Source organism: Nocardia sp. NPDC049149 (assembly GCF_043197455.1).
GTDB lineage: Bacteria > Actinomycetota > Actinomycetes > Mycobacteriales > Mycobacteriaceae > Nocardia.
On sequence record NZ_JBICTD010000005.1, the window covers coordinates 811,373 to 831,122 of the forward strand.

Consider the following 19,750-nt stretch of genomic DNA (forward strand, 5'->3'; position numbering starts at 1 on the left):
GACCGGGAATAATTCACGGCTGTAGTCGTTCGACCTTCATCGCGGGTCCTTCGATCAGCACCCGAATCCGGTTGTGCAGCCTGCCGCGCCTGCCCTGCCAGAACTCCACCTCGTCGGGTCGCAGCAGGAAACCGCCCCAGTGCGGCGGCACCGGGATCTCGTCGACGGCGTCGAAGCGCTCGACCGTCTCGGCCATGATCCGGTCGAGCTCGGCACGCGAGCCGATCGGCGTCGACTGGTGCGAGGCCCAGGCGCCGAGCTGGGAATCACGCGGGCGTGAGCGCCAATAGACCGCGGTCGTCTCCGGGGCGACCTTCTCGATCGCGCCGCGCACATGGACCTGCCTGCCGAGCGCAGGCCAGACGAAGGTGACCGCGGCGAACGGCACCGCGGACAGCTGGGTGCCCTTGGCCGAGTCGTAGTTGGTGTAAAAAGTCACACCCTCGGGCGAAAGGCCTTTACAGAGCACGGTCCGCGCGACCGGTCTCGGGATGCCGTCCGCCATGTTCACGGTGGCGAGCACCATGGCGTTCGGCTCCGCGACACCGACCGCGGTCGCCTGCTCGATCCAGTGCCGCAGCAACGGTTCCCAGCCGCCAGCCAGCCAGGTTTCGTCCAGATCGACGTCCTCGCCGCTGCCGAAGGGGGCACCGCCGTACTCGGCGCGCATGCCCGCGAGATCGGTGTTCGGGTGGTATTCGGCCGTTTCCTGGCCGGCGGATGAATTGTCCAGGTCACGCATGGGCCAGACGTTACTCCGCGGTAGCAAGGAGCTAAGGTTTTGATGATCGGCATGTGCTCGGCGAGCCGTACACCTCCCGCCGACCTTTTCGAGCGACCTGCAAGCCGTCGCCGCGAAAACCATGCGAACCGAAGTGCAAGGAGAGTCGCAACATGACTACCAGCCCCGCGGTGCCTACCGGGCAGACCGCCGTACCCAGCGATTTCGTCAGCGGCCTGGAGGGCGTGGTGGCTTTCACCACCGATATCGCCGAACCCGACAAGGACGGTGGCGCACTGCGCTACCGAGGGGTCGATATCGAAGACCTGGTCGAGGGCAAGGTGACCTTCGGTGACGTCTGGGCGCTGCTGGTCGATGGCGAATTCGGCCGCGGACTGCCGCCCGCCGAGCCGTTCCCGCTCCCGGTGCACACCGGTGATGTGCGGGTCGACGTGCAGGCCGGCCTGGCCATGCTCGCGCCGATCTGGGGCTACCAGCCGCTGCTCGACATCGACAACGAGACCGCGCGGGACAACCTGGCTCGCGCCTCGGTGATGGCGCTGTCCTACGTCGCGCAGTCCGCGCGCGGCATCTACCAGCCCGCCGTCCCGCAGAAGAAGATCGACGAGTGCACCACGGTCACCGAACGATTCATGACCCGATGGAAGGGCGACCCGGACCCGAGGCACACCGAGGCGATCGACGCCTACTGGGTCTCCGCCGCCGAGCACGGCATGAACGCCTCCACCTTCACCGCCAGGGTGATCGCCTCCACCGGCGCCGACGTGGCCGCCGCGCTGTCCGGCGCGATCGGCGCGATGTCGGGCCCGCTGCACGGCGGTGCGCCCGCTCGCGTGCTTCCGATGATCGAGGGCGTCGAAAAGACTGGTGACGCAAGGGCTCTGGTCAAGGGCATCCTGGACCGCAAGGAAAAGCTGATGGGCTTCGGGCACCGGGTGTACCGGGCCGAGGACCCGCGGGCCCGCGTGCTGCGCGCCACCGCCAAGCGCCTGAACGCGCCGCGCTACGAGGTGGCCGCGGCGCTGGAGCAGGCCGCGCTCGCCGAGCTGCGTGAGCGCCGCCCCGACCGGGCCATCGAGACCAACGTGGAGTTCTGGGCCGCGGTGATCCTCGACTTCGCCGAGGTGCCCGCGCACATGATGCCCGCCATGTTCACCTGTGGCCGCACCGCAGGCTGGTGTGCGCACATCCTGGAGCAGAAGCAGCTCGGCAAGCTGGTCCGTCCCGCCGCCATCTACACCGGCCCCGGCCCGCGCAGGCCGGAAGAGGTCGGCGGCTGGACTTCCGTGCGGCACGTATAAGAACCTGATAACGATCCACCCGCGAGCCGAATGCCCTGAAGCAGTGGGGCGTTCGGCTCGCGTAACATCCGGGTGACCTTGAAAGGGTGGGCGCACGGATGTTGGAACGAGGAATGTCGCGGCGGCGAGTGTTCGGCCTCGGCGCCACGCTTGCCGCCGGGTTCGCCGCCACCGCGTGCGGCGCCGCGCAGTCCGATACCGTGCCCGCGCAACCGAGTTCGACGATCGACCCGGCCTCGGCGCTGGGGAATTGGGAGGCCCTCGCGGTCTCCAAAGCCGCACCGCCACCGCAGGTCGGCTCCCCGTCGGCGGTGGCCGCCAAGCACGCCGGTCGACAGCCCCAGCAGTGGGGCGTTGCGATGCAAGGCATCACCAGCACCTTCGAGGCCACCGGCAAGCAGATGGCGCTGACCTTCGATGCCTGCGGCGGTCCCGGCGGCACCGACATCGACGAATCGTTGCTGAGTTTCCTGATCGCCCAGCGGATTCCGGCCACGCTTTTCCTGAACAAGCGGTGGATCGACGCGAACCATGGCCGCGCCGCCCAGCTCGCCGCGAATCCGCTGTTCGAGCTGGCCAATCACGGCACCTCGCACAAGCCGATGTCGGTGCGCGGCCAGGCCGCCTACGGGATCGCGGGCACCGGCTCGGCACAGGAGGCGGCCGACGAGGTGTGGGGCAATCACGAACGACTAACCGAGTTGGTCGGCAGGCCGCCGCGGTTCTTCCGGGCGGGCACCGCGCACTACGACGACGTCGCGGTCTCGATCGTGCACGAATTGGGAGAAACCCCAGTGGGATTCAGCATCAACGCCGACTACGGCGCGACCGCCAACCCGGCCAAGGTCCAGGCCGCGATGAATGCCGCTGCGCCGGGCGCGATTTCGCTGGCACACCTGCACCGCCCACAATCCGGCACCGGCGCGGGGATGATCGCGGTACTGCCAACCATCCGCGCGATGGGTTTCACCTTCGTGCATCTCTGATCCGCCGATACTCGGTGCGCCCCTGACTCGTTCGCGCACCCGGCCGCTCAGTCCTCGCCGAGCGAGGCGGCCCAGTCGACCGCGACGGATTCGCCGTGATCGACGGCGAAGAAGGCGACCTCGAGGTGCTGGCCGAGATCGACCAGGCTGATCGCGGCCAACGGCACCGGCTGGACCAGCCGAACCAGCCACGGCGTCGGTTCGTCCCATGCGCGCAACTCGAGGTCGAGCCGAAGCACCGGATCGTCGCGGCCGGTGTAGTCCGCCGCGACCGGAGTGGCGGCGAGCACCGTGGCATCGGCGCGGCGGCCGTCGGCGAGGATCTTCGAGATGCTGGCCCGGCCGGTCTCCGCGAAGTCGGGCACGTAGAGCACCAACCGATCCCGGTCGCCCGGATCGATCCGGCAGCTGACGACATCGCCGGGCTGCATCCATTCCAGCGTCGCCTCGGACACCCGCTGGCGCACCCTGGTCTCGTACGGCGTCATCCCGTCGACCTGCACCCGGACCCAGAACACCGGCCCGTACTCGGCGCGGCCGTTGCCGTCGTCATCGACCATGCCCCTCGAGCTCGGCCGCACCCCGAGGATCGTTGCCGAACCGAAGGTCCCGCGCATCAGCAACTCGCGCCTGGCCGCATCCGAGATCGTGCCGACGCGAAGTCCGAAGGTGCCAGGGCGACGGCCACGCAACCGCCACAAGTTTGCTGACGCCATGCTCATGGGCGCAAAGGTTAGCTGGCATGTGCGCCGAGACACAGCGGTACCACCGTGATCCGCCGCGTTCTTGCGCGTGTCCTGCGCCGATGGCACGGACGGCGGGTGATAGCTGGCTGCGCGGAGGCCGACCCGAACGTACCGAGCGGCCCTACCACGCTCTACCCTGTTCGGCATGACCACTGCGTTCCCGACGATTCCCGCCGACCTCAAGCCCGCCGACGGACGTTTCGGCTGTGGCCCCTCCAAGGTGCGACCGGAGCAGTTGCAATCCCTGGTGGACGTCGGCGCCTCGGTGTTCGGGACCAGTCATCGGCAGAAGCCGGTGAAAGACGTGGTCGCGCGGGTGCGTTCGGGCCTACGCGAGCTGTTCGCGCTGCCCGACGGCTACGAGGTGGTGCTCGGCAACGGTGGCACAACGGCCTTCTGGGATGCCGCCGCGTTCGGCCTCATCCGCGAGCGTTCGCTGCACCTGACCAACGGCGAGTTCAGCTCGAAGTTCGCCACCGTGGCCAAGGGCAACCCGTTCATCGGCGACCCGATCGTCGTCTCGGCCGAACCGGGCAGCGCGCCGGAGCCGGTGTCGGATCCGGCGGCCGACCTGATCGGCTGGGCGCACAACGAAACCTCCACCGGTGTCGCCATTCCGGTGCAGCGTCCCGCGGGCTCGGAGCACGCATTGATCGCCATCGACGCCACCTCGGGCGCGGGCGGCCTCCCGGTGAACATCGCCGATTCCGACGTGTACTACTTCGCACCGCAGAAGTGCTTCGCCGCCGACGGTGGTCTGTGGGTCGCGCTGATGAGCCCGGCCGCGCTGGCCAGGGTCGAGGAGATCAAGGCGTCGGGTCGGTGGACCCCGGAGTTCCTCTCGCTGCCGATCGCGATCGACAACAGCACCAAGGATCAGACCTACAACACCCCGGCGCTGGCCACACTCCTGTTGTTCGCCAACCAGATCGAATGGCTCAACGGCAACGGCGGCCTGGACTGGGCGGTCAAGCGGACGCTGGATTCCTCGTCGCGCCTGTACAACTGGGCCGAGTCGAGCGAATACGCCACCCCGTACGTCACCGATCCCGCACACCGCTCGCAGGTGGTCGGCACCATCGACTTCGCCGATTCGGTCGACGCGGCCGCGGTCGCCAAGGTGCTGCGCGCCAACGGAATCGTGGACACTGAGCCCTACCGCAAGCTCGGCCGCAACCAGTTGCGCGTTGGCATGTTCCCCGCGATCGACCCGGAAGACGTCACCCAGCTCACTCGTAGCATCGATTGGGTCGTGCAGAACCTGGGCTGAGGTCAGCGACACGCCGTGCACGACACGCAAGATTTCTGACGAGCTCGACACACCGGAGCGCGAATCTTGCCAGTGCCGTGCACGGCCCGTCACCCCCGGCGGGCGGCCGAAGCGGATGCGCCGCAGGCGCGAATCTCGGCTGCTCGGAGGGTAAAGCCGAGGGGGCGGCGAACACTCGGCGCCACCGGCGCTCAAAAACCAACACAGCAGATTAGCGGGGTGTGGAGGTCTCCACAGAGATTTCCGCCGTGCGTGTCTTGCCCCACGGATCCCAGAAGTGCACTACTGTTTCGGAAAGTGGGCGGTGTCGCGAGTCGACGCGGTAAGGAGGTAACGGTGCGTGAACTTCGAGTGATCGGGGTGACGCCCGACTCCACGCACATCGTGTGTATCGACACCGAGTCCGGAGCAAAATACCGGCTTCCCGCCGACGACAAGCTACGAGCCGCAGCACGCGGAGACCTTGCCCGATTCGGCCAGATAGAGATCGAAATGGAAGCAACTATGCGTCCTCGCGATATCCAGGCTCGTGTCCGTGCAGGTGCGTCCGTCGAACAGGTCACCGAAGAGTCCGGCATGCCTGCCAGCCGCGTCGAGCGGTTCGCCTACCCGGTATTGCTGGAACGGGCCCGTGCCGCCGAGCTCGCACAGAAGGCCCACCCCGTCCGCCCCGACGGCCCTGCCGTCGAGATCCTCATCGATGTCGTCACCGCAGCCTTCACCGAGCGTGGCCACAACATCGAGGGCGCCGAATGGGACGCCTGGAAGGACGAGAAGGGCTTCTGGGTCGCCCAATTGCAGTGGCAGAACGGGCGATCCGAGATCGCCGCGCACTGGCGCTACCAGCCGGACGCGCACGGCGGCTCGGTCTCCCCGCTCGACGACCCCGCATCCGACCTGATCGACCCCGACTTCGGGCGTGCGCTACGCGGCCTGGCAACCATCCTGCCCGCCGAGGCACCGGCGCCCGAGCCGGAGCCCGTGGTCGAGCCGCAGCCCGCGCCCGCAGCGCCGCCTGCCCGCACCACCGCACGGCAGCAAGGCCAGCCCACGCTGGACGAGTACTACGAGCAGCGTGCCGTCGCCGCAGGCGGCGCAAGCACGCCCGCGATCACCGCAGGCACGACCGCGACGCCGGCCGCCACGTCCACTGCGACGCCCACCGCAGCGAACCCGGCACCCGCGCCCGCCGCACCTGCGCCCGCCGCGAGCACCCCCACGGAGACCGCTCCCGCGGCCCCCGCCACGCCGAAGGCGCCTGCCGCCGAGGAAACCACCAAGAAGCCCGCCCCCGCCAAGGCACCGGCGAAGTCGACCCGCACCAAGCGCGGCAAGGCGCCCATGCCGTCCTGGGAGGACGTGCTGCTCGGAGTGCGCAGCTCCGGCCACTGAGCGTGTTTGGCGCACAGCCGATTTCAACGCTCCGCAGGGGCTGAGCGAACGCAGGGAGGCCGCGCGCCGCGCGCGAGTTCGCCTGCGGGACAGCGAGCGACCAGATGCAGGGCATTCCGGCGCTATTCTGGTACCCGTTGGCGTGTTCTGGAGTCGAAGGGACGCCGACGGCAGTGCAGGGCGAGTAGATTTTTCGGTGTGTTGTCGACTGCGCGCGACGGCGTCGGGCGGTTCACGAAGACGGTGAATTGTTCGAAACCACCGTGCGTTGCTCGAAGTTCGCGGAGCTGATTCGTGCAACCATCGGGAGGTGCCGGAAATGCTATCGAAGGCTTCGTCTCTCTGGTATGTCGACGCACCCGACCCGCTGACGGTACTGCGGGCCAATCATGACCCGGATCCCGATGCCGCACTGGCCCTTGCGAAACAGCTGCACGGCGACCGCGACGTGCTGCCGATCATGGTCGGCACCCTCGCAGGCTGCGCGGGCCCGGACACCGACGAGGTGTACATCGGTTGCTATCCCGGCGTGACGGTGGTGTGTTCGGCGCAGGCCTCGCGCGTCCATCCGACCGAGATCCCGGAAATGCTGGTGCGCCCGCTCGCTTCGGAGCACACCTATCTGGTCTCGTTCGACACCGCACACGGCTGGGGCGCGTTCGCCCATTGGGAGCGCGGCGAATTCCGCAGGGCGTTCAGTTCGAGCCGGGTGAACATTCTCGAGGACGAGGGCCTGCCGCTGGTGTGGGAGCGTCCGTACTGGGCCGGTGAGCATCCGGTGCGCTGGCAGGCCGGCGAGCTGCCCGACCCGCAGACGCTGCCGTTCGACCCGCCCGACTTCGCCGACGCCGCCAACAATGAGTGGCTCGGCTTCCACTACCGCGCGCAGGCCGCGGCCGGTGCGCTCGTTCCCGGCGATATCGCGGTGTGCGGGTTCACGCTGTATCCGAAAGGTCATGCGCCAGACCCGGCCACCCTCATCCCGCCGGTGGCGGACGATCCGGACACCGTGCGCCCCAAACGCGGCCTGTTCGGCTGGCTGCGCGGCCACGACCGGGTCTCCTGATCAGCCCAACCCGCTCAGCAGCAACACGACCCAGCCGACGAGCACGCCCGCGGCGCCGCCGCCGACCACCCACCTGGTCACCGGCGCCCACCGCAATCGCCACGCGGTCGGCGCGGCGCCGCCGGCCGCCACCAGATTCACGCCGACCGCGAGCAGCGGGTGCACCTCGGCCAGCGCCCGCCCGAACGCGTACACGGCGACCGCGGTCAGCACGGCCACCGCGATCGAGACGGTGAGCCCCGAGCCCCACGGTGCCGGCCCCTGCGCGGGCGGATAGTTCACAACCGCACCCGCTCGTAGAACGCCATCGCGGCCGCGGTCGCCACGTTGAGCGAGTCGGTGCCCGGCGACATCGGGATGCGCGCACGCACGTCGGTGGCGCGCATCGCATCCTCGGTCAGACCGGGTCCCTCGGCGCCGAGCAACAATGCCACGCGCTCCCCTGTCATTGCTGTGGCCAGCTGCGCCGCCGCCGGGTTCGGCGTGAGCGCGATGATCTGGAACTGCTTGCGGCGCAGTATATCCAGGCCGTGCGGCCAATCAGGTACCGAAGCGAACGGGACACGGAGCACGTGGCCCATCGAGACTCGGACCGCGCGCCGGTAGAGCGGGTCGGCGCAGCGATCGCCGAACAGGATCGCCGACGCGCCGAGCCCGGCCGCGTTGCGAAACATCGAGCCGAGATTCTCGTGGTCGTTCACGCCCTCCAGCACGGCCACCGTCCGCGCCGTGTCGACCACCTCGTCCATGGTGAGCAGCGCGGGCCGCGGCGCGACCGCGAGCACGCCGCGGTTGAGATGGAACCCGACCACCTCCGCCATCACCTCGGCGGACGCCCGGTAGTACGGCACCTCGACAGTGGCCAGGTCGTCGGCCAGCTCCACGCGACGCTTCTCCACCCCGAGCAATGCCGTCGGCGCGAACCGCGAATCCAGCATCCGCTGCACGACCACCACGCCCTCGGCGATCACCAGCCCCTTCCGTCCCGGCAAGTCCGGGCGGCGGTCGGCGGAGTTCAGGTCGCGAAAGTCATCGACCCGCGGGTCAGCGGGATCGTCGATATCGATCACTTCGGCCACGGGCTACATCCTGCCGGGGCGGCCAGGCGAGACCACCACCGGTGCTGGTCAGCATGCGGCGGCCGGCCCGCCGATATTCGAATGCGGCGTGGTGAGTTGGCGTGGCAAGGTCGAATCATGACGCTGACGAACGGCATCACCCTCCGCTCTGCCACCGACGACGACGCGAGCGCGATCCAGACCCTCACGGCGACCGCGTTCGGTGCCCGGTCCGACGAGGAGACCCGCAGGCAGAGCCTGCAGCTGTTTCCGCAGCAGGACCCGCTGTACGCGCGGCAGGACGCGATCGTCGCCGTCGACCGAGGGCGGATCGTCGGACACGTGAAATCGCGCACGATGACGCTGACCGTGCCCGGCGAACGAACGGTCGATGCCTGCGGAATCGCGGCGGTCGCCGTCGCGCCGACGCATCGACGCCGCGGGATCCTGCGGGCGATGTACACCGAGCAGCATCGGCGCACCGAGGCCGACGCCTTCCCGCTGACCATCTTCACGGCCAGCCAGGGCAGCATCTACGGGCGATTCGGCTACGGCCCGACGGTGCGCGAGAACTCGGTCACGATCGATCGGCGCTTTGCCGAATTCCTGCCGACCACACCGAATCCGGGCGGGGTCGAGCTGGTCGAGCCCGGCGCGGTCATCGAACAGGTCAAGACGATCTACGACCGCTGGCGCCGAGGCACGCCCGGCGTGCAGGTACGCCCGGATGCCTCGTGGGGCCCGCTGTTCGCCGATACGCCGGCGATGCGTGGCGGTGGCACAGAGCTTTACGCGTTCCTGCACCCCGACGGCTATGCGCTGTACCGGTATCACCGCAGGGAGCAGGGGTTGCAGGTCGATGTGGTGGAGCTGCGGGCGGTGACGTCCGAAGCCCATGCGGCACTGTGGCGTTCGCTGCTCGGCCTGGATCTGGTCAAGCAGGTGAACGCGACGCTCAGCGACAACGACCCGCTGCCCTATCTGCTCACCGATCCCCGCCTGGTGCGCACCGAAGGACGCTTCGACGGACTCTGGTTGCGGGTCATGGACGTTCCCGCCGCGCTGAGCGCCCGCGCGTACCAGTGCGACCTGGATCTGGTGCTCGCAGTGACCGATCCGTTCCGCGACGCGGGCGGCACCTTCGCGCTCATCGTCCGCGACGGCGTCGCCGAGTGCGCACCGACCACCCGCACTCCCGATGTCGAACTCGGCATCGATGTCCTCGGCAGTCTCTACCTCGGCGCCTACCCCGCCCGTGCCTTCGCCGCCGCCAACCGCCTGCAGGTCAAAGACCCAACCCACCTGCATCCCATGACCGAGGCCTTCGGCACCGACCGCGACGCGGTGCTCGGCTGGTTCTTCTGATCGAGCCTGCGGGTGGCGCCTTGCCCGAGCACGGTCGGCGCCACTCTCCGGGATTACCCTGAGCGCGGTTTCATACCCGAGGGGTGATGCCGGAATGTCCGGTTGCTGGCATCCTTGGCGCATGAAGCCGATTCAGCTCATCCTCAATGTGCTCTGGCTCGTGATCGTCGGGTTCTGGATGGCGCTCGGCTACATCCTGGCCGGCGTCATCTGCTGCATCCTGATCATCACGATCCCGTGGGGGATCGCCTCGTTCCGGATCGCGGCCTACGTGCTGTGGCCGTTCGGGCGGACCACGGTCGAGAAGCCGTCGGCGGGGGTCGGGTCGCTGCTCGGCAACGTCATCTGGTTCATCTTCGCGGGCTGGTGGCTCGCGCTCGGCCACCTGCTGACCAGCATCCCGCTGTTCGTCTCGATCATCGGAATCCCGTTCGGCTGGGCCAACTTGAAGCTCATCCCGGTGTCGCTGTTCCCGCTCGGTCGCGACATCGTCGACAGCGACCAGCCTTTCGGCGCGCGGTAACCAGCACCGCGCCGGACGCTCACTCCGATTCGGCGACGATCTGTTTCATGATGGCGACGGCGCGGGTGAGGGTGACGATCTGATCCTCGGTGAGGTTGGAGAGCTGGTCGGTCATCCAGGCTTCGCGCGCGTGGGTTTCGTCGGCGATGAGCGCGCTGCCCGCCTCCGACAGCGAGACGATGATCTGGCGGCCGTCGGTGGGGTGCGGCTTGCGCTCGACCAAACCGAGGTCGGTGAGCGAGGCGATCACCCGAGTCATCGACGGCGGCTGCACGCGCTCCTTCGCCGCCAGCGCCCCCGGGGTCATCGCGCCGTCGCGAGACAGGGTCGCGAGGGCCGAAAGCTGAGTCAGCGAAATCTGGGCGTCGGCACGGCGCCCGCGCAGATGACGCGTGAGTCGAACCACCGCCAGTGAGAGCTCACCAGCGAGGGCTCGGACATCGGATGGCGTTGTCACAGAGGTGAACGATACGGGACCGCTGCCCAGCGGACGCGCGTTCTCGCTACTCGGCGACGCGTGGTCGGCGTGCCAAGTCCGGTCGGCGACAGGACTAAGCTTGCGTGCGTGAGTCAGCAAGTGCCCCAGATCCCGCCGCGGCTGACCGATCCGCGCCCGGTGCTCGCTGTCGGCAGCACGCTGTGGCTGATCGCCACCCTGGTGGTGCTCGCAGGCGGTGACCGGTGGGCATCGGTGCTGCCGGTCTGCCTGATGGGCCTGGTGGTCGGCGTGCTCGCGCTCGGCATCTACCTGATCCAGCGGCGCGGGGCGCGGCGCGGCGACAAGGGCGCGCAGACGGGGCTGTAAGGCCCCGTGACGTCAGCTCAGCTCGAACTCGTTGGTAGTTCCGGTGAATGGGTGCAACGCGCCGTCCTGGCTCAGGCTGTCGGCGTAGTGCTGCATGCGGTAGCGCCCCGGCGCGGCGTCGCCGGGGATGTCCCAGGTGAACCGGGCAACGGATTCGGCGACACCCCGTTTGCTCCAGTAGAACCGCACCGCCCACTCCCCCTCATTGGCCACCCGCATCCACTCCCCTGACGCGGTGCGGCGCTGCACCTCGAGGAAGGTGCTGTTGCGGCGCGTGTTGTGTTTCGGATGGGCGGAAACGAATTCGGCCGCGACCTGGGTGCCGACGGCGTAGGCCGCGGCAGGCTGGGTCAGCACGTCACCGAAGGCGCGGCCCGGCGGCGTGGTGTCCGGGCCAGCGCCCGGTTGGAAGTTCGGCTGCAGGTTCGAAACGTCACGCGGGGCCGGGCCGCGCGCGACGAGTTGGCGCGCGGCGAATGCCGTTGCCAGCCGGGTGAACTCCTGCTGATAGGCGCAGAGGGTGTAGCGGCCGAACAGGGTCGAGGCTCCCTCGTACTGCTGGGAGTCGTATTCCTCAGGGGTGGTGACGTATTCGTGGTAGGCGTTCGCGTAGCCCTGCATGAGCACCTGCTCCAGCGGCACGCCGAGAGCGGCCGCGACGGCGCGGCGCACCCGCAGCCCCGACGTGATGGTGAATTCGCCACCGGCAGCGGCCAAGTAGAGCTCGCCGAGCCGAACCAGCTGAATCGGCAGCACATTCGGCACCCACGGCACCGGCGGCATCAGGCCGAGCGGCGCCGCGATTGCCTTGGGCGCCTGCGCATCCGCGAGCCACGCGGGCGCAGGTGCGTTCGGGCCGCCCAGCGAGGTCAGGAACGGGTTGCGCACGCCCTCCGGGATGGGCGCACCAGGGAAGCCCGGTCCGTCCTCGACGCTGCCCGCGGCCAACGAAACGCCCGCGGCCGCGGGGGCGGTGTGCCGCGGCTGTCCGTCCGGCGTGAACCGGCCGTCGACGGCGATATCGGCCAGGTCGACATAACAGAGCATCGCGTCGATCGGGCCGCCCATCGGCTGTGCCTGGGCCAGAGCCGCTTTCGACGCCTGGTACTGGCGCTCGCCGATGATGCGGGTGTTCTCGAACTCGTCCTCGGTGGGTCCGGAGCCGGGGCGCAGGTTCAGGTTCGGCGACATGTCGCCGGTATTGGTCTGCGGGAAGGCGGCGACGAAATCCGGTGCGCCGTCGAGATAGCGGACGCCGTGTTCGGTGTGCTCGTAGGCGAACGCGGCGTAACCCTTGTTGTCCCCGCTGATCAGCCGGTTCTCGTTGGTCATCGAGGTGGCGTGGGTGGCGAACCAGGTGATGGCGCCGACCTGCCGACCGCCCTTGACGAGCGAGAGCGCGGTCACCGCAGGGTCGATGGCCGCGGGGAAATGTGCTTTGTCGGCAACCGGATTGAGCTCCCATGCCACCCGGGACCGGTTGACGCTCGCGTCGTGCAGCTCGCCGCGGCCCACCGTGATGGTGCCGGGACCGACGTCGTCGTGCGCCGCCGCGATGGCCTCGACGATGCCGTTGACCTCCGCGTCGTAGACCTGTTGCTGAAAACCGAGGATGGACAGGTTGTATGCGTAATCGTTGCTGGAGCCGCCGCAGGTCGCATGCGAGTGCGTCGAGGTGAGCAGCACGTTCTGTTCGGTGTACCGATCGCCGAAGCGGCGGGCCAGTTCGGCGAGCACGCCACGGTGGACGGACTGGAAAATCATGCCGTTGTCGGTGACGACGAAGACCACCCGCCGGCCTGCGCTGCCGAGAATGAACGCGCGCGCCCTCGGGCGCAGGTGGATGCCCGCGGTCTGCTGTTCGAGCTGGGAATAGCCCATCATTCCGCATTCGGCGGCCGGACCCGTGATGTCGGAAATTCCGACGCCGATCTCGTAGCCGCCGGAGCCGGGCGCGGCGGTCGCGGACGCGCCTAGCTCGTCGGACATCGCGGGCAGTGCCGCCGCGGCGGCGAGCCCCGCGGAACCGACAACGGTCCGAGCAAGAACAGTTCTGCGCGACACCGGCATACGCGTCTCCTAACGATCTGAAGGCACTGAACCATAGAACTGGTCATCCGTCCAGTCCAGATTTTTCTACCCGCGAATTGACTGCACGCTCCCAGGAGGCTTAACTCCCTGAGGTGTCCTCCCGATTGAGCGTCGAAGAAAGACGGGCCCACCTTATCGAGGCCGCGATCGGTCTTGCCGAAAAAAAGGGCGTTGCGGGCGTGACCACGCGCGATGTCGCCCAGGCGGCGGGCGTCTCGCTTGGTGTGGTCCATTACTGTTTCGAAAACAAGGACGCGCTGATGACCGAGCTGGTCAAGGCGTTGTCGATGGAATTACGTGATTCCGTCGATGCCAATGAAACGGTATGGCAAGACGTCGGAAGTGGAAAAGAAGCGCTTCAAAAATTGATCCGCGCGGGACTGGAACTCATGTGGCTCAACATAGAAGCAACTCCGGAACGTCAACTGCTCACATACGAAACCACGACTTACGCACTGCGCGAGGGTGAGCAAACTCCCGCGAAACTCGCAATCGCCCGCGAGCAGTACAACTTCAACGACTCCACCGTCGCCGACATCATCGAACACGCGCGGGATGCGACCTCGAATCAGTGGAGTGTTCCACTGCCGACGCTGAGCCGGTTCATGCTCAACGCCATCGACGGGATCGTGTTGCGCTGGCTGGTGGACAACGACAGCGAGGCCGTTCGGTCACAGCTGGATCTGCTCAGCCAGATGATCTCGGAGTACGCCGCCTAGATTCCCGGTGCGGCACAGTTCGATTCGCCGGTCGGCTGCGGCATGTCCAGCCGCGGTACGCCGATCGGCGCTACTGCTGTGCCTGAGATGCCCTGAAGTGCACCGTATTTCCCTCGCGCCACCACGGGACGGACACGGTGAGCTCGACCGGGCCGGACAGGTGGACGCGCACGTCGTCGTGCACCACCAGCTCGCCGTCCTGCGGCGGCAAGGAAAAGAGCTGGCGCAGGACCACTCCGAGCGGCTCGGCCGACCAGGTGCTGCGGCGACCCTCGCTCAACACCGTCGCGGTGACGGCGTTCGACACCAGCGGCAGGTCGAGCAGGTTCGCCAAGGCCGATGCGGTCTCGGTGTCGCCGACGACCAGGCGATCCGGCGGCATGGCCAAGCCGAACCACGGCTGATCCAGCACCAGCGCGTCAGCGGGATCGACGACTGCGCCGGACAGGGCGCGCACCCTGGCGGGCAGATCCAGGTCGGACAGGTCGAGCACGCCTGCGGCGACGGCCGCGGCCAGCCGCGCGTGCGTGTGCGAAACCACCTCGGGAGTAGGGGTTTTCGATGGATCGGCAAGTGCATCGAGCAGCGCGGCAGCCAACTCCGCAGTGATCACCGCCGGGTCGGCGAGAATCCCGCGCATCGCGGCGGCGTCGTCGGCGAGACCGGGAACGGTGAACGTCGGCAGTAGGCCGGCGAATTCGGTGTCCGAAGGGTGGCGGAGCAAGCCGAGCGGGATGCCGTCGATGCGCGCGTTCGTGCGCAACCACCAGGCCGTGTACCCGTCGCGATCGGTGAGCAGGCGGCGGGTGTGCGGCGCGGAAGCCAACTGCCACAACGCCTCCGGCCATGCGGCATCGTCGATCAGATCCAAGTCGCGGATCGCGGCGATTTCGTGCGGGTCCTGCGCCAGCGTCAACCACCAGCGCTCTTCGTCGTCCAGGTCGTGGTCGGGGCCCGTCGGATCGGCCTCGACCAGCATGCTGAAATCCCAGCCGACGCCGATAGCCCGCAGCGCGCGCGAGTCATAACGGTGCAGCAGTTCGGGATCGAGCGTGCTGAACGGTGAATCCTCGACCAGCAGTTCACTCAGTGGGGCATCCGGCAACAGCAACTCGTCGGCGGGCCGCGATTCGCCGTCGACATCCGGCAATTCGAGCAAGCCGAGCCAGGTCGGCAGCCGCTTCGGATCCGCGTGCACGGCCAAGCGGAGCACGGCATCGACGGTGTCCGGGTCGTCCGGATGGTCCTCGAGCTCGGCGCGTAAAGCAGGCTCGCTCAACAGATCCTCGGCCGTCGCCGACCGCGCCCCGAGCCTGGCCAGCAGCGGATGCCGCGCCTCGGGATGCACCAGCCGGGCCCAATGCACCGGGATCGCGACCTCGAGCTGGTCGTCGAGGACGACCGTGCGCGGGCCCGTGACCAGCCGCCCGTCCGTCAGCGGAACCGCAAGCGCCCCCAGCTCTTCCGCCGACAGCGGATCGAGCACGAACGGCTCCAACGCCGAATACAGCGCGTACCACCACCCCGGTGCGCGCTCCAGGCCGCCCGACAGCTCGGCGAGGCGCGCCAGCCCGAGTCGATGCACATCCAGTACACCCAACGCCTCGAGGTGTCCCTGTCCCGACAGCTCGGGAATCACCAACTGCCCGACCACATCATCGAGCAGCCGCGCCAATTCCTCAGTCAAGCCGGTGAATACGCTCGCCCGGGTCGGCACCGCGACCTCAGCGCCTGCCTGCGCTTCCGAGGCTGCCTCGAGCAGGTCTACGTCCAACGATTCGGCACGTGTCTGCGTGGTGGTCTTGCGGTCGCCGGACTCGGTGTCCGGCAACGCGTCGAACAAGGTTGGGTTGCCTTGTGATTCGGCGCCTTCGTGATCGAACGGGCCTCTAGGGGCTTGCGCATCCGACGTCGACCACGCCGAGTCGGTGGCGGTCAATGAGTCTGCGGCGGCCGGTGAGTCGGTGGCGGCCGGTGAGTCGGCAGCAGCCCATGAGTCGGCAGCGGTCGGAGCACCTGTTGCGGTGCCCGGCACAGCTGTCGAGGCATCCGCACCGCCCGCAGGGGCGGAGTAGGTGGCGACGATGGGCAGCCAGGGGTGGGTGCGGAGTTCACGGACGACGGCTTCGCGGAGGAGGGCATCGGCCTCGCTGCGGGCGAACGCCGGAGCGGGGACCAGGACCAGCCGGTCGCGAGGTGGGAGCGCAGCGGCGAAATCGGCGTAGCCGGTGGCCAGTTCGGCGAGGCGGGCGCCGGGCAGCAGGCGGCGCCGGTCCGGCTGCATCGGGATGTCGGCGATCAGCACGGCAGGCAGGGACAGCTCCTCGTCGGAGCGGGTCGGTGCGCGCAGGACATCCGGGGCGGCGGCGGTCGGCCTGCCCTTGCGGAGCGGGAGCAGCCAGCGGGCGCGTGGCGTGCGGTACTGCCACCAGACGCGGCGCTCGATGCCGGGGCCGTCGACGTGCACTTCCTGCAGGCCGTCGGCAAGGTCGATGGTGGTGCTGGTGAACTCCGCGGCATCGATTGTGATGCTCTGCAGTGCGGGCAGTTCCAGCAGCAGGTCGATCGCCTCCGCGGCCATCCCGGCGAGCAATGCGTCGGCATCGATGTCCGCGCGCAGCCGCAGCACGACCTCGGTGTCGAAGCCGTTCGTCGGCGCGGCCTCGATCGGCCAAGCCATCCGCAACACCGGCGGCACGAACGCATCGGCAGGACCATCCGCTGAGCTGTCGGGGATACGAATACCCTGCTGATGCAGGGCATCCCACGTCTGCGCGCGCGAAAACCGCAGCGATCCGGTACTGGAAAGCAGCTCGATCTCGTCGCTGACCGACAGCACCGCAGTAAAGCCGACGCCGAACTTGCCGACAGCGACATCCGACTTCGCCGACGCCCGCAGCGCGGTCAGCGCGTGCACGCCCGAGACATCCAACGGCGCACCGGTATTGGCGACCCGCAGCGCATCGCCGTCCCGCCGCACAACCAGTCGGCCAGGGACACCGGCCTTGGCCGCCGCGTCGCCGGCATTCTGCGCAAGCTCGGTCAGCAGCCGATCCCGATACCCGGCCCGGACCAGGTCCGCCTCGGTCGCCGCGTCCTCGCGCAACCGAGTCGGCGAATCACGCCACGCGGCAAGGACGCCCGCCCGCAACCCCGAGGTGCCGAAAGGATCGGCCGCCTCGTTCAGTTCTCCGGCGATGACTCGACCGCCCGGCTCTCAGTCACACCTTCGACCGACACGTCAGCAGGCGCCTGAGCCGCATCCTCGGCCGCCTGCTCGACATCCGCCGACACAGCGACATCCGACCCGTCCACGCCCGCACTCGCCGCACTGTCCACCGCAGGCGCACCCGCCTCGGTCGACTCATCGACAGGCGCAGCACCGAAACCCGAAGCAGTCACCGAATCACTCGACTCGGCACCAGCACTCAGCACCGCAGCGGCATCAGCCGAATCACCACCGGGAACAGGAGCATCCGCAGCCTGTGCGTCGTCAGCATCAACCCCAACCGACGACTCGACTGCCGAGGCATCGAAATCCGCCACAGCCAACTCAGCAACGACCGCAGGCTCTGCCGCAGCATCTGGTGCAGCCACCGATTCGGTCACCTCAGCATCGGCAACAGGTGCAGCGTCCGCACCCGCAACAACCGCGCCATCGACGTCCGACACCGATTCCGCCGCAACGACAGACTCTTCCGCAGCAGGCGCTACCTCGACCGGCGCGGCAACTTCCGCCACAGCCACCTCAGGAGCCTCGACCGAAACCACATCAGCCGACACCTCACCGACAGGCGCAGCCGAACCAGCATCTGTCACAGGCACCTCAGCGGCTGCGGCATCCGCGACCACTTCGGCGACAGGCGTTGTCGAACCAGCTTCCGCCACAGTCGCTTCAGCGGCTTCGGGTGCGACCTCCGCGACGGCGTCGGCGGACTTCACTTCGGCGACAGGCGCTCCCGCGTCCGATGCGGCATCGGTGGCCGCCGCTTCCGCAGCGTCGACCTTGGGTTCCGGCGCGGTGATGTCGGCGGTGGGGATGAACTCGACTGCGGCGTCGTCGAAGGCTTCGTAGAGCGGGGAGCCGCCGCCGGTCGGGGCGACGGTGTCGGAGTGGGCTCCGCATCCGTAGGCGGCGTGGACGACGCGGCCGTCGGCGCCCATGGCGTTGCCGCAGACACCGAAGGCGGCGCGCAGGGAGCCTGCGAGGGGGAGGTAGAAGCCGCAGAGGCCGCAGGTGGACGGTGCCGCCTTCGCCATCTCGGTCTCGGGACCGTACTCGGCGTGCCAGCGTTCGGCGGCTTCCTCGCGTCCTTCGAGGCTCAGCACCTGGGTGCGGCCGAGGCCGACCTCGTAGGCGACCTCGTCGACAACCGGATCACCGGTGGCGATATAGCCGGGCACCAGGCGCGGATCGTTGGGCGGCGGGGCGAGCAGGTCGCCCGGCGCGAGATCACCGGGGCGGACCCGCTGATCCCACGGCACGAAGTCGGGGGCGACCAGGGCATCGGGACCGGGCAGCAGTGCCGATTCGCTCACCGTCGCGTAGTCGGCCTCCGGCGGCGCCGCCACGACGACCGCCCACTGCCAGCCGCGATACCCGGCGAGGGTGGCCTCGAAGCGATGGGTCGCCGCGCTGTCGTCCTCGGCAGCCACGCCGAGATGCGCCCCGACACCAGCTGGTTCCAACTCCAGGAGCGCACGGCGGGCCAGATCGACGGCATCGGCCAGCAACGGCCTGACACCGGACTCAGAAACAGAAACTGCGCTCACGGCCTACATTTTGCCGTATGAAACGCAATCGGCGTCCGTTGGCTGTCGCTATCCTGCTCGGTCTGGTCGTCTGGGCCGGATGTGCGGCGGCCGATGAGCAGGCGCCCACGATGAACATCGAGCTGGTGGGGACCAGATGGCATGATCCGCGGGCCTTCACCGAGGGTCTGGAAATCCACGGCGATGTGCTCTATGAAGGCACGGGCCTGTCGGGTGCATCGGCGGTGCGGGCGTCGAACTTCGCCACGGGCGCCGAACTGGCCAGAGTCGACCTGCCCGCGCCGTTCTTCGGCGAGGGGCTCACCGTGACCGGCGACACGCTGTGGCAACTGACCTGGAAGGACCACACCGCGTTCGCCAGGGATCCGCACACGCTGGCCGAGGTTCGCCGGGTGCCGTTCGAGGGCGAGGGTTGGGGCCTGTGCACCCGGGCCGGGCGCTTGGTGATGAGCGACGGCACCGACAAGCTGACGTTCCGCGATCCGGTCACCTTCGAGCCGACCGGCTCCGTCCAACTCACCAGCCACCACAATGTGCGGCTCAACGAACTCGATTGCGCCGAGGACGGTTCGGTGTACGCCAACAGCTGGCCGACCGACACCATCCTGCGCATCGATCCCGATACCGGCCGCGTGCTCGCGACGATCGACGCGAGCGCCCTGCTCTCGCCGGTCGACAGGATCGGCGCCGAAGCATTGAACGGCATCGCGCAAATCCCCGGCACCGACCGGTTTCTGCTGGCACGCAAGAACTGGCCGATCCTCTTCGAGGTGCGTTTCGTGCCTGCCTGATCGCGCCGCGCACGGTGCTGCCCGCACGAGCGCGGCCAGGCAGGCGTGCGCCGCGGTCGGCGGCATCATGAAAGTGACCATCGGCCGACACCTTCGACAGCGAGTGAACGCCCCGCGCGGAA

General features: G+C 68.6%; 18 protein-coding genes. 10 read left to right on the forward strand and 8 right to left on the reverse strand.

What is annotated here, in order from left to right; translation table 11 throughout:
- Window positions 1-13: 13 nt before the first annotated feature.
- On the reverse strand, window positions 14-742 hold the full coding sequence (pdxH, locus tag ACGFNJ_RS24010; RefSeq protein WP_069162187.1) for a pyridoxamine 5'-phosphate oxidase: 729 nt from the start codon (window positions 740-742) through the stop codon (window positions 14-16).
- A 152-nt stretch (window positions 743-894) separates the two neighbouring features.
- Here pdxH and ACGFNJ_RS24015 point away from each other — a divergent pair, with 152 nt between their 5' ends.
- Window positions 895-2,043: a citrate synthase 2 gene (locus ACGFNJ_RS24015; RefSeq protein WP_393452102.1), complete on the forward strand. Its 1,149-nt coding sequence runs from the start codon at window positions 895-897 to the stop codon at window positions 2,041-2,043.
- 98 nt (window positions 2,044-2,141) lie between these two features.
- Window positions 2,142-3,029, forward strand: a complete 888-nt coding sequence (locus tag ACGFNJ_RS24020; protein ID WP_393452105.1) for a polysaccharide deacetylase family protein — start codon at window positions 2,142-2,144, stop codon at window positions 3,027-3,029.
- A 47-nt stretch (window positions 3,030-3,076) separates the two neighbouring features.
- On the opposite strand, the gene ACGFNJ_RS24025 is transcribed toward ACGFNJ_RS24020, so the two are convergent.
- Complete coding sequence (locus ACGFNJ_RS24025) at window positions 3,077-3,745, reverse strand: hypothetical protein (RefSeq protein ID WP_393452107.1); 669 nt, start codon at window positions 3,743-3,745, stop codon at window positions 3,077-3,079.
- 175 nt (window positions 3,746-3,920) lie between these two features.
- Between ACGFNJ_RS24025 and serC the strand changes: the two genes are divergently transcribed.
- The 3 genes from serC to ACGFNJ_RS24040 all read left to right on the forward strand — a co-directional run bounded on the left by serC (window position 3,921) and on the right by ACGFNJ_RS24040 (window position 7,503).
- Entirely contained in the window at window positions 3,921-5,045 is a 1,125-nt protein-coding gene (serC, locus tag ACGFNJ_RS24030) for a phosphoserine transaminase (protein WP_393452110.1), read from the forward strand.
- Window positions 5,046-5,381: 336 nt separating this feature from the next.
- Window positions 5,382-6,437, forward strand: a complete 1,056-nt coding sequence (sepH, locus tag ACGFNJ_RS24035) for a septation protein SepH (protein WP_393452113.1) — start codon at window positions 5,382-5,384, stop codon at window positions 6,435-6,437.
- Window positions 6,438-6,756: 319 nt separating this feature from the next.
- Window positions 6,757-7,503: a DUF6928 family protein gene (locus tag ACGFNJ_RS24040; RefSeq protein WP_393452116.1), complete on the forward strand. Its 747-nt coding sequence runs from the start codon at window positions 6,757-6,759 to the stop codon at window positions 7,501-7,503.
- Here ACGFNJ_RS24040 and ACGFNJ_RS24045 read toward each other — a convergent pair whose 3' ends face one another.
- Window positions 7,504-7,785, reverse strand: coding sequence for a DUF2537 domain-containing protein (locus ACGFNJ_RS24045; RefSeq protein WP_393452119.1), 282 nt, complete (start codon window positions 7,783-7,785; stop codon window positions 7,504-7,506).
- The gene (locus ACGFNJ_RS24050) at window positions 7,782-8,582 is read right to left on the reverse strand and encodes a TrmH family RNA methyltransferase (protein ID WP_393452122.1); all 801 of its coding nucleotides are present in this window, start codon (window positions 8,580-8,582) and stop codon (window positions 7,782-7,784) included. The genes ACGFNJ_RS24045 and ACGFNJ_RS24050 overlap by 4 nt, the downstream gene beginning before the upstream one ends.
- Before the next feature lie 117 nt (window positions 8,583-8,699).
- Here ACGFNJ_RS24050 and ACGFNJ_RS24055 point away from each other — a divergent pair, with 117 nt between their 5' ends.
- Both ACGFNJ_RS24055 and ACGFNJ_RS24060 read left to right on the forward strand, forming a co-directional pair.
- The gene (locus tag ACGFNJ_RS24055) at window positions 8,700-9,926 is read left to right on the forward strand and encodes a GNAT family N-acetyltransferase (RefSeq protein ID WP_393452125.1); all 1,227 of its coding nucleotides are present in this window, start codon (window positions 8,700-8,702) and stop codon (window positions 9,924-9,926) included.
- Window positions 9,927-10,047: 121 nt separating this feature from the next.
- Window positions 10,048-10,449 carry a YccF domain-containing protein gene (locus tag ACGFNJ_RS24060; RefSeq protein WP_393452128.1) on the forward strand — a complete coding sequence of 134 codons (402 nt, stop codon included), beginning with the start codon at window positions 10,048-10,050 and terminating at the stop codon, window positions 10,447-10,449.
- Window positions 10,450-10,468: 19 nt separating this feature from the next.
- Here ACGFNJ_RS24060 and ACGFNJ_RS24065 read toward each other — a convergent pair whose 3' ends face one another.
- Complete coding sequence (locus tag ACGFNJ_RS24065) at window positions 10,469-10,906, reverse strand: MarR family winged helix-turn-helix transcriptional regulator (RefSeq protein ID WP_069162177.1); 438 nt, start codon at window positions 10,904-10,906, stop codon at window positions 10,469-10,471.
- Between the two features lie 108 nt (window positions 10,907-11,014).
- Between ACGFNJ_RS24065 and ACGFNJ_RS24070 the strand changes: the two genes are divergently transcribed.
- Complete coding sequence (locus ACGFNJ_RS24070) at window positions 11,015-11,254, forward strand: DUF2530 domain-containing protein (protein WP_069162176.1); 240 nt, start codon at window positions 11,015-11,017, stop codon at window positions 11,252-11,254.
- 12 nt (window positions 11,255-11,266) lie between these two features.
- Here ACGFNJ_RS24070 and ACGFNJ_RS24075 read toward each other — a convergent pair whose 3' ends face one another.
- Window positions 11,267-13,324: a neutral/alkaline ceramidase gene (locus ACGFNJ_RS24075; RefSeq protein ID WP_393452132.1), complete on the reverse strand. Its 2,058-nt coding sequence runs from the start codon at window positions 13,322-13,324 to the stop codon at window positions 11,267-11,269.
- 125 nt (window positions 13,325-13,449) lie between these two features.
- Here ACGFNJ_RS24075 and ACGFNJ_RS24080 point away from each other — a divergent pair, with 125 nt between their 5' ends.
- Entirely contained in the window at window positions 13,450-14,064 is a 615-nt protein-coding gene (locus ACGFNJ_RS24080) for a TetR/AcrR family transcriptional regulator (RefSeq protein WP_393452135.1), read from the forward strand.
- 70 nt (window positions 14,065-14,134) lie between these two features.
- Here the strand turns inward: ACGFNJ_RS24080 and ACGFNJ_RS24085 are convergent, their stop codons facing one another.
- Window positions 14,135-17,215 carry a sacsin N-terminal ATP-binding-like domain-containing protein gene (locus ACGFNJ_RS24085; protein ID WP_393452138.1) on the reverse strand — a complete coding sequence of 1,027 codons (3,081 nt, stop codon included), beginning with the start codon at window positions 17,213-17,215 and terminating at the stop codon, window positions 14,135-14,137.
- A 32-nt stretch (window positions 17,216-17,247) separates the two neighbouring features.
- Window positions 17,248-18,837 carry a DUF3027 domain-containing protein gene (locus ACGFNJ_RS24090; protein WP_393452141.1) on the reverse strand — a complete coding sequence of 530 codons (1,590 nt, stop codon included), beginning with the start codon at window positions 18,835-18,837 and terminating at the stop codon, window positions 17,248-17,250.
- 17 nt (window positions 18,838-18,854) lie between these two features.
- Between ACGFNJ_RS24090 and ACGFNJ_RS24095 the strand changes: the two genes are divergently transcribed.
- On the forward strand, window positions 18,855-19,628 hold the full coding sequence (locus ACGFNJ_RS24095) for a glutaminyl-peptide cyclotransferase (RefSeq protein WP_393452144.1): 774 nt from the start codon (window positions 18,855-18,857) through the stop codon (window positions 19,626-19,628).
- Window positions 19,629-19,750: the final 122 nt, after the last annotated feature.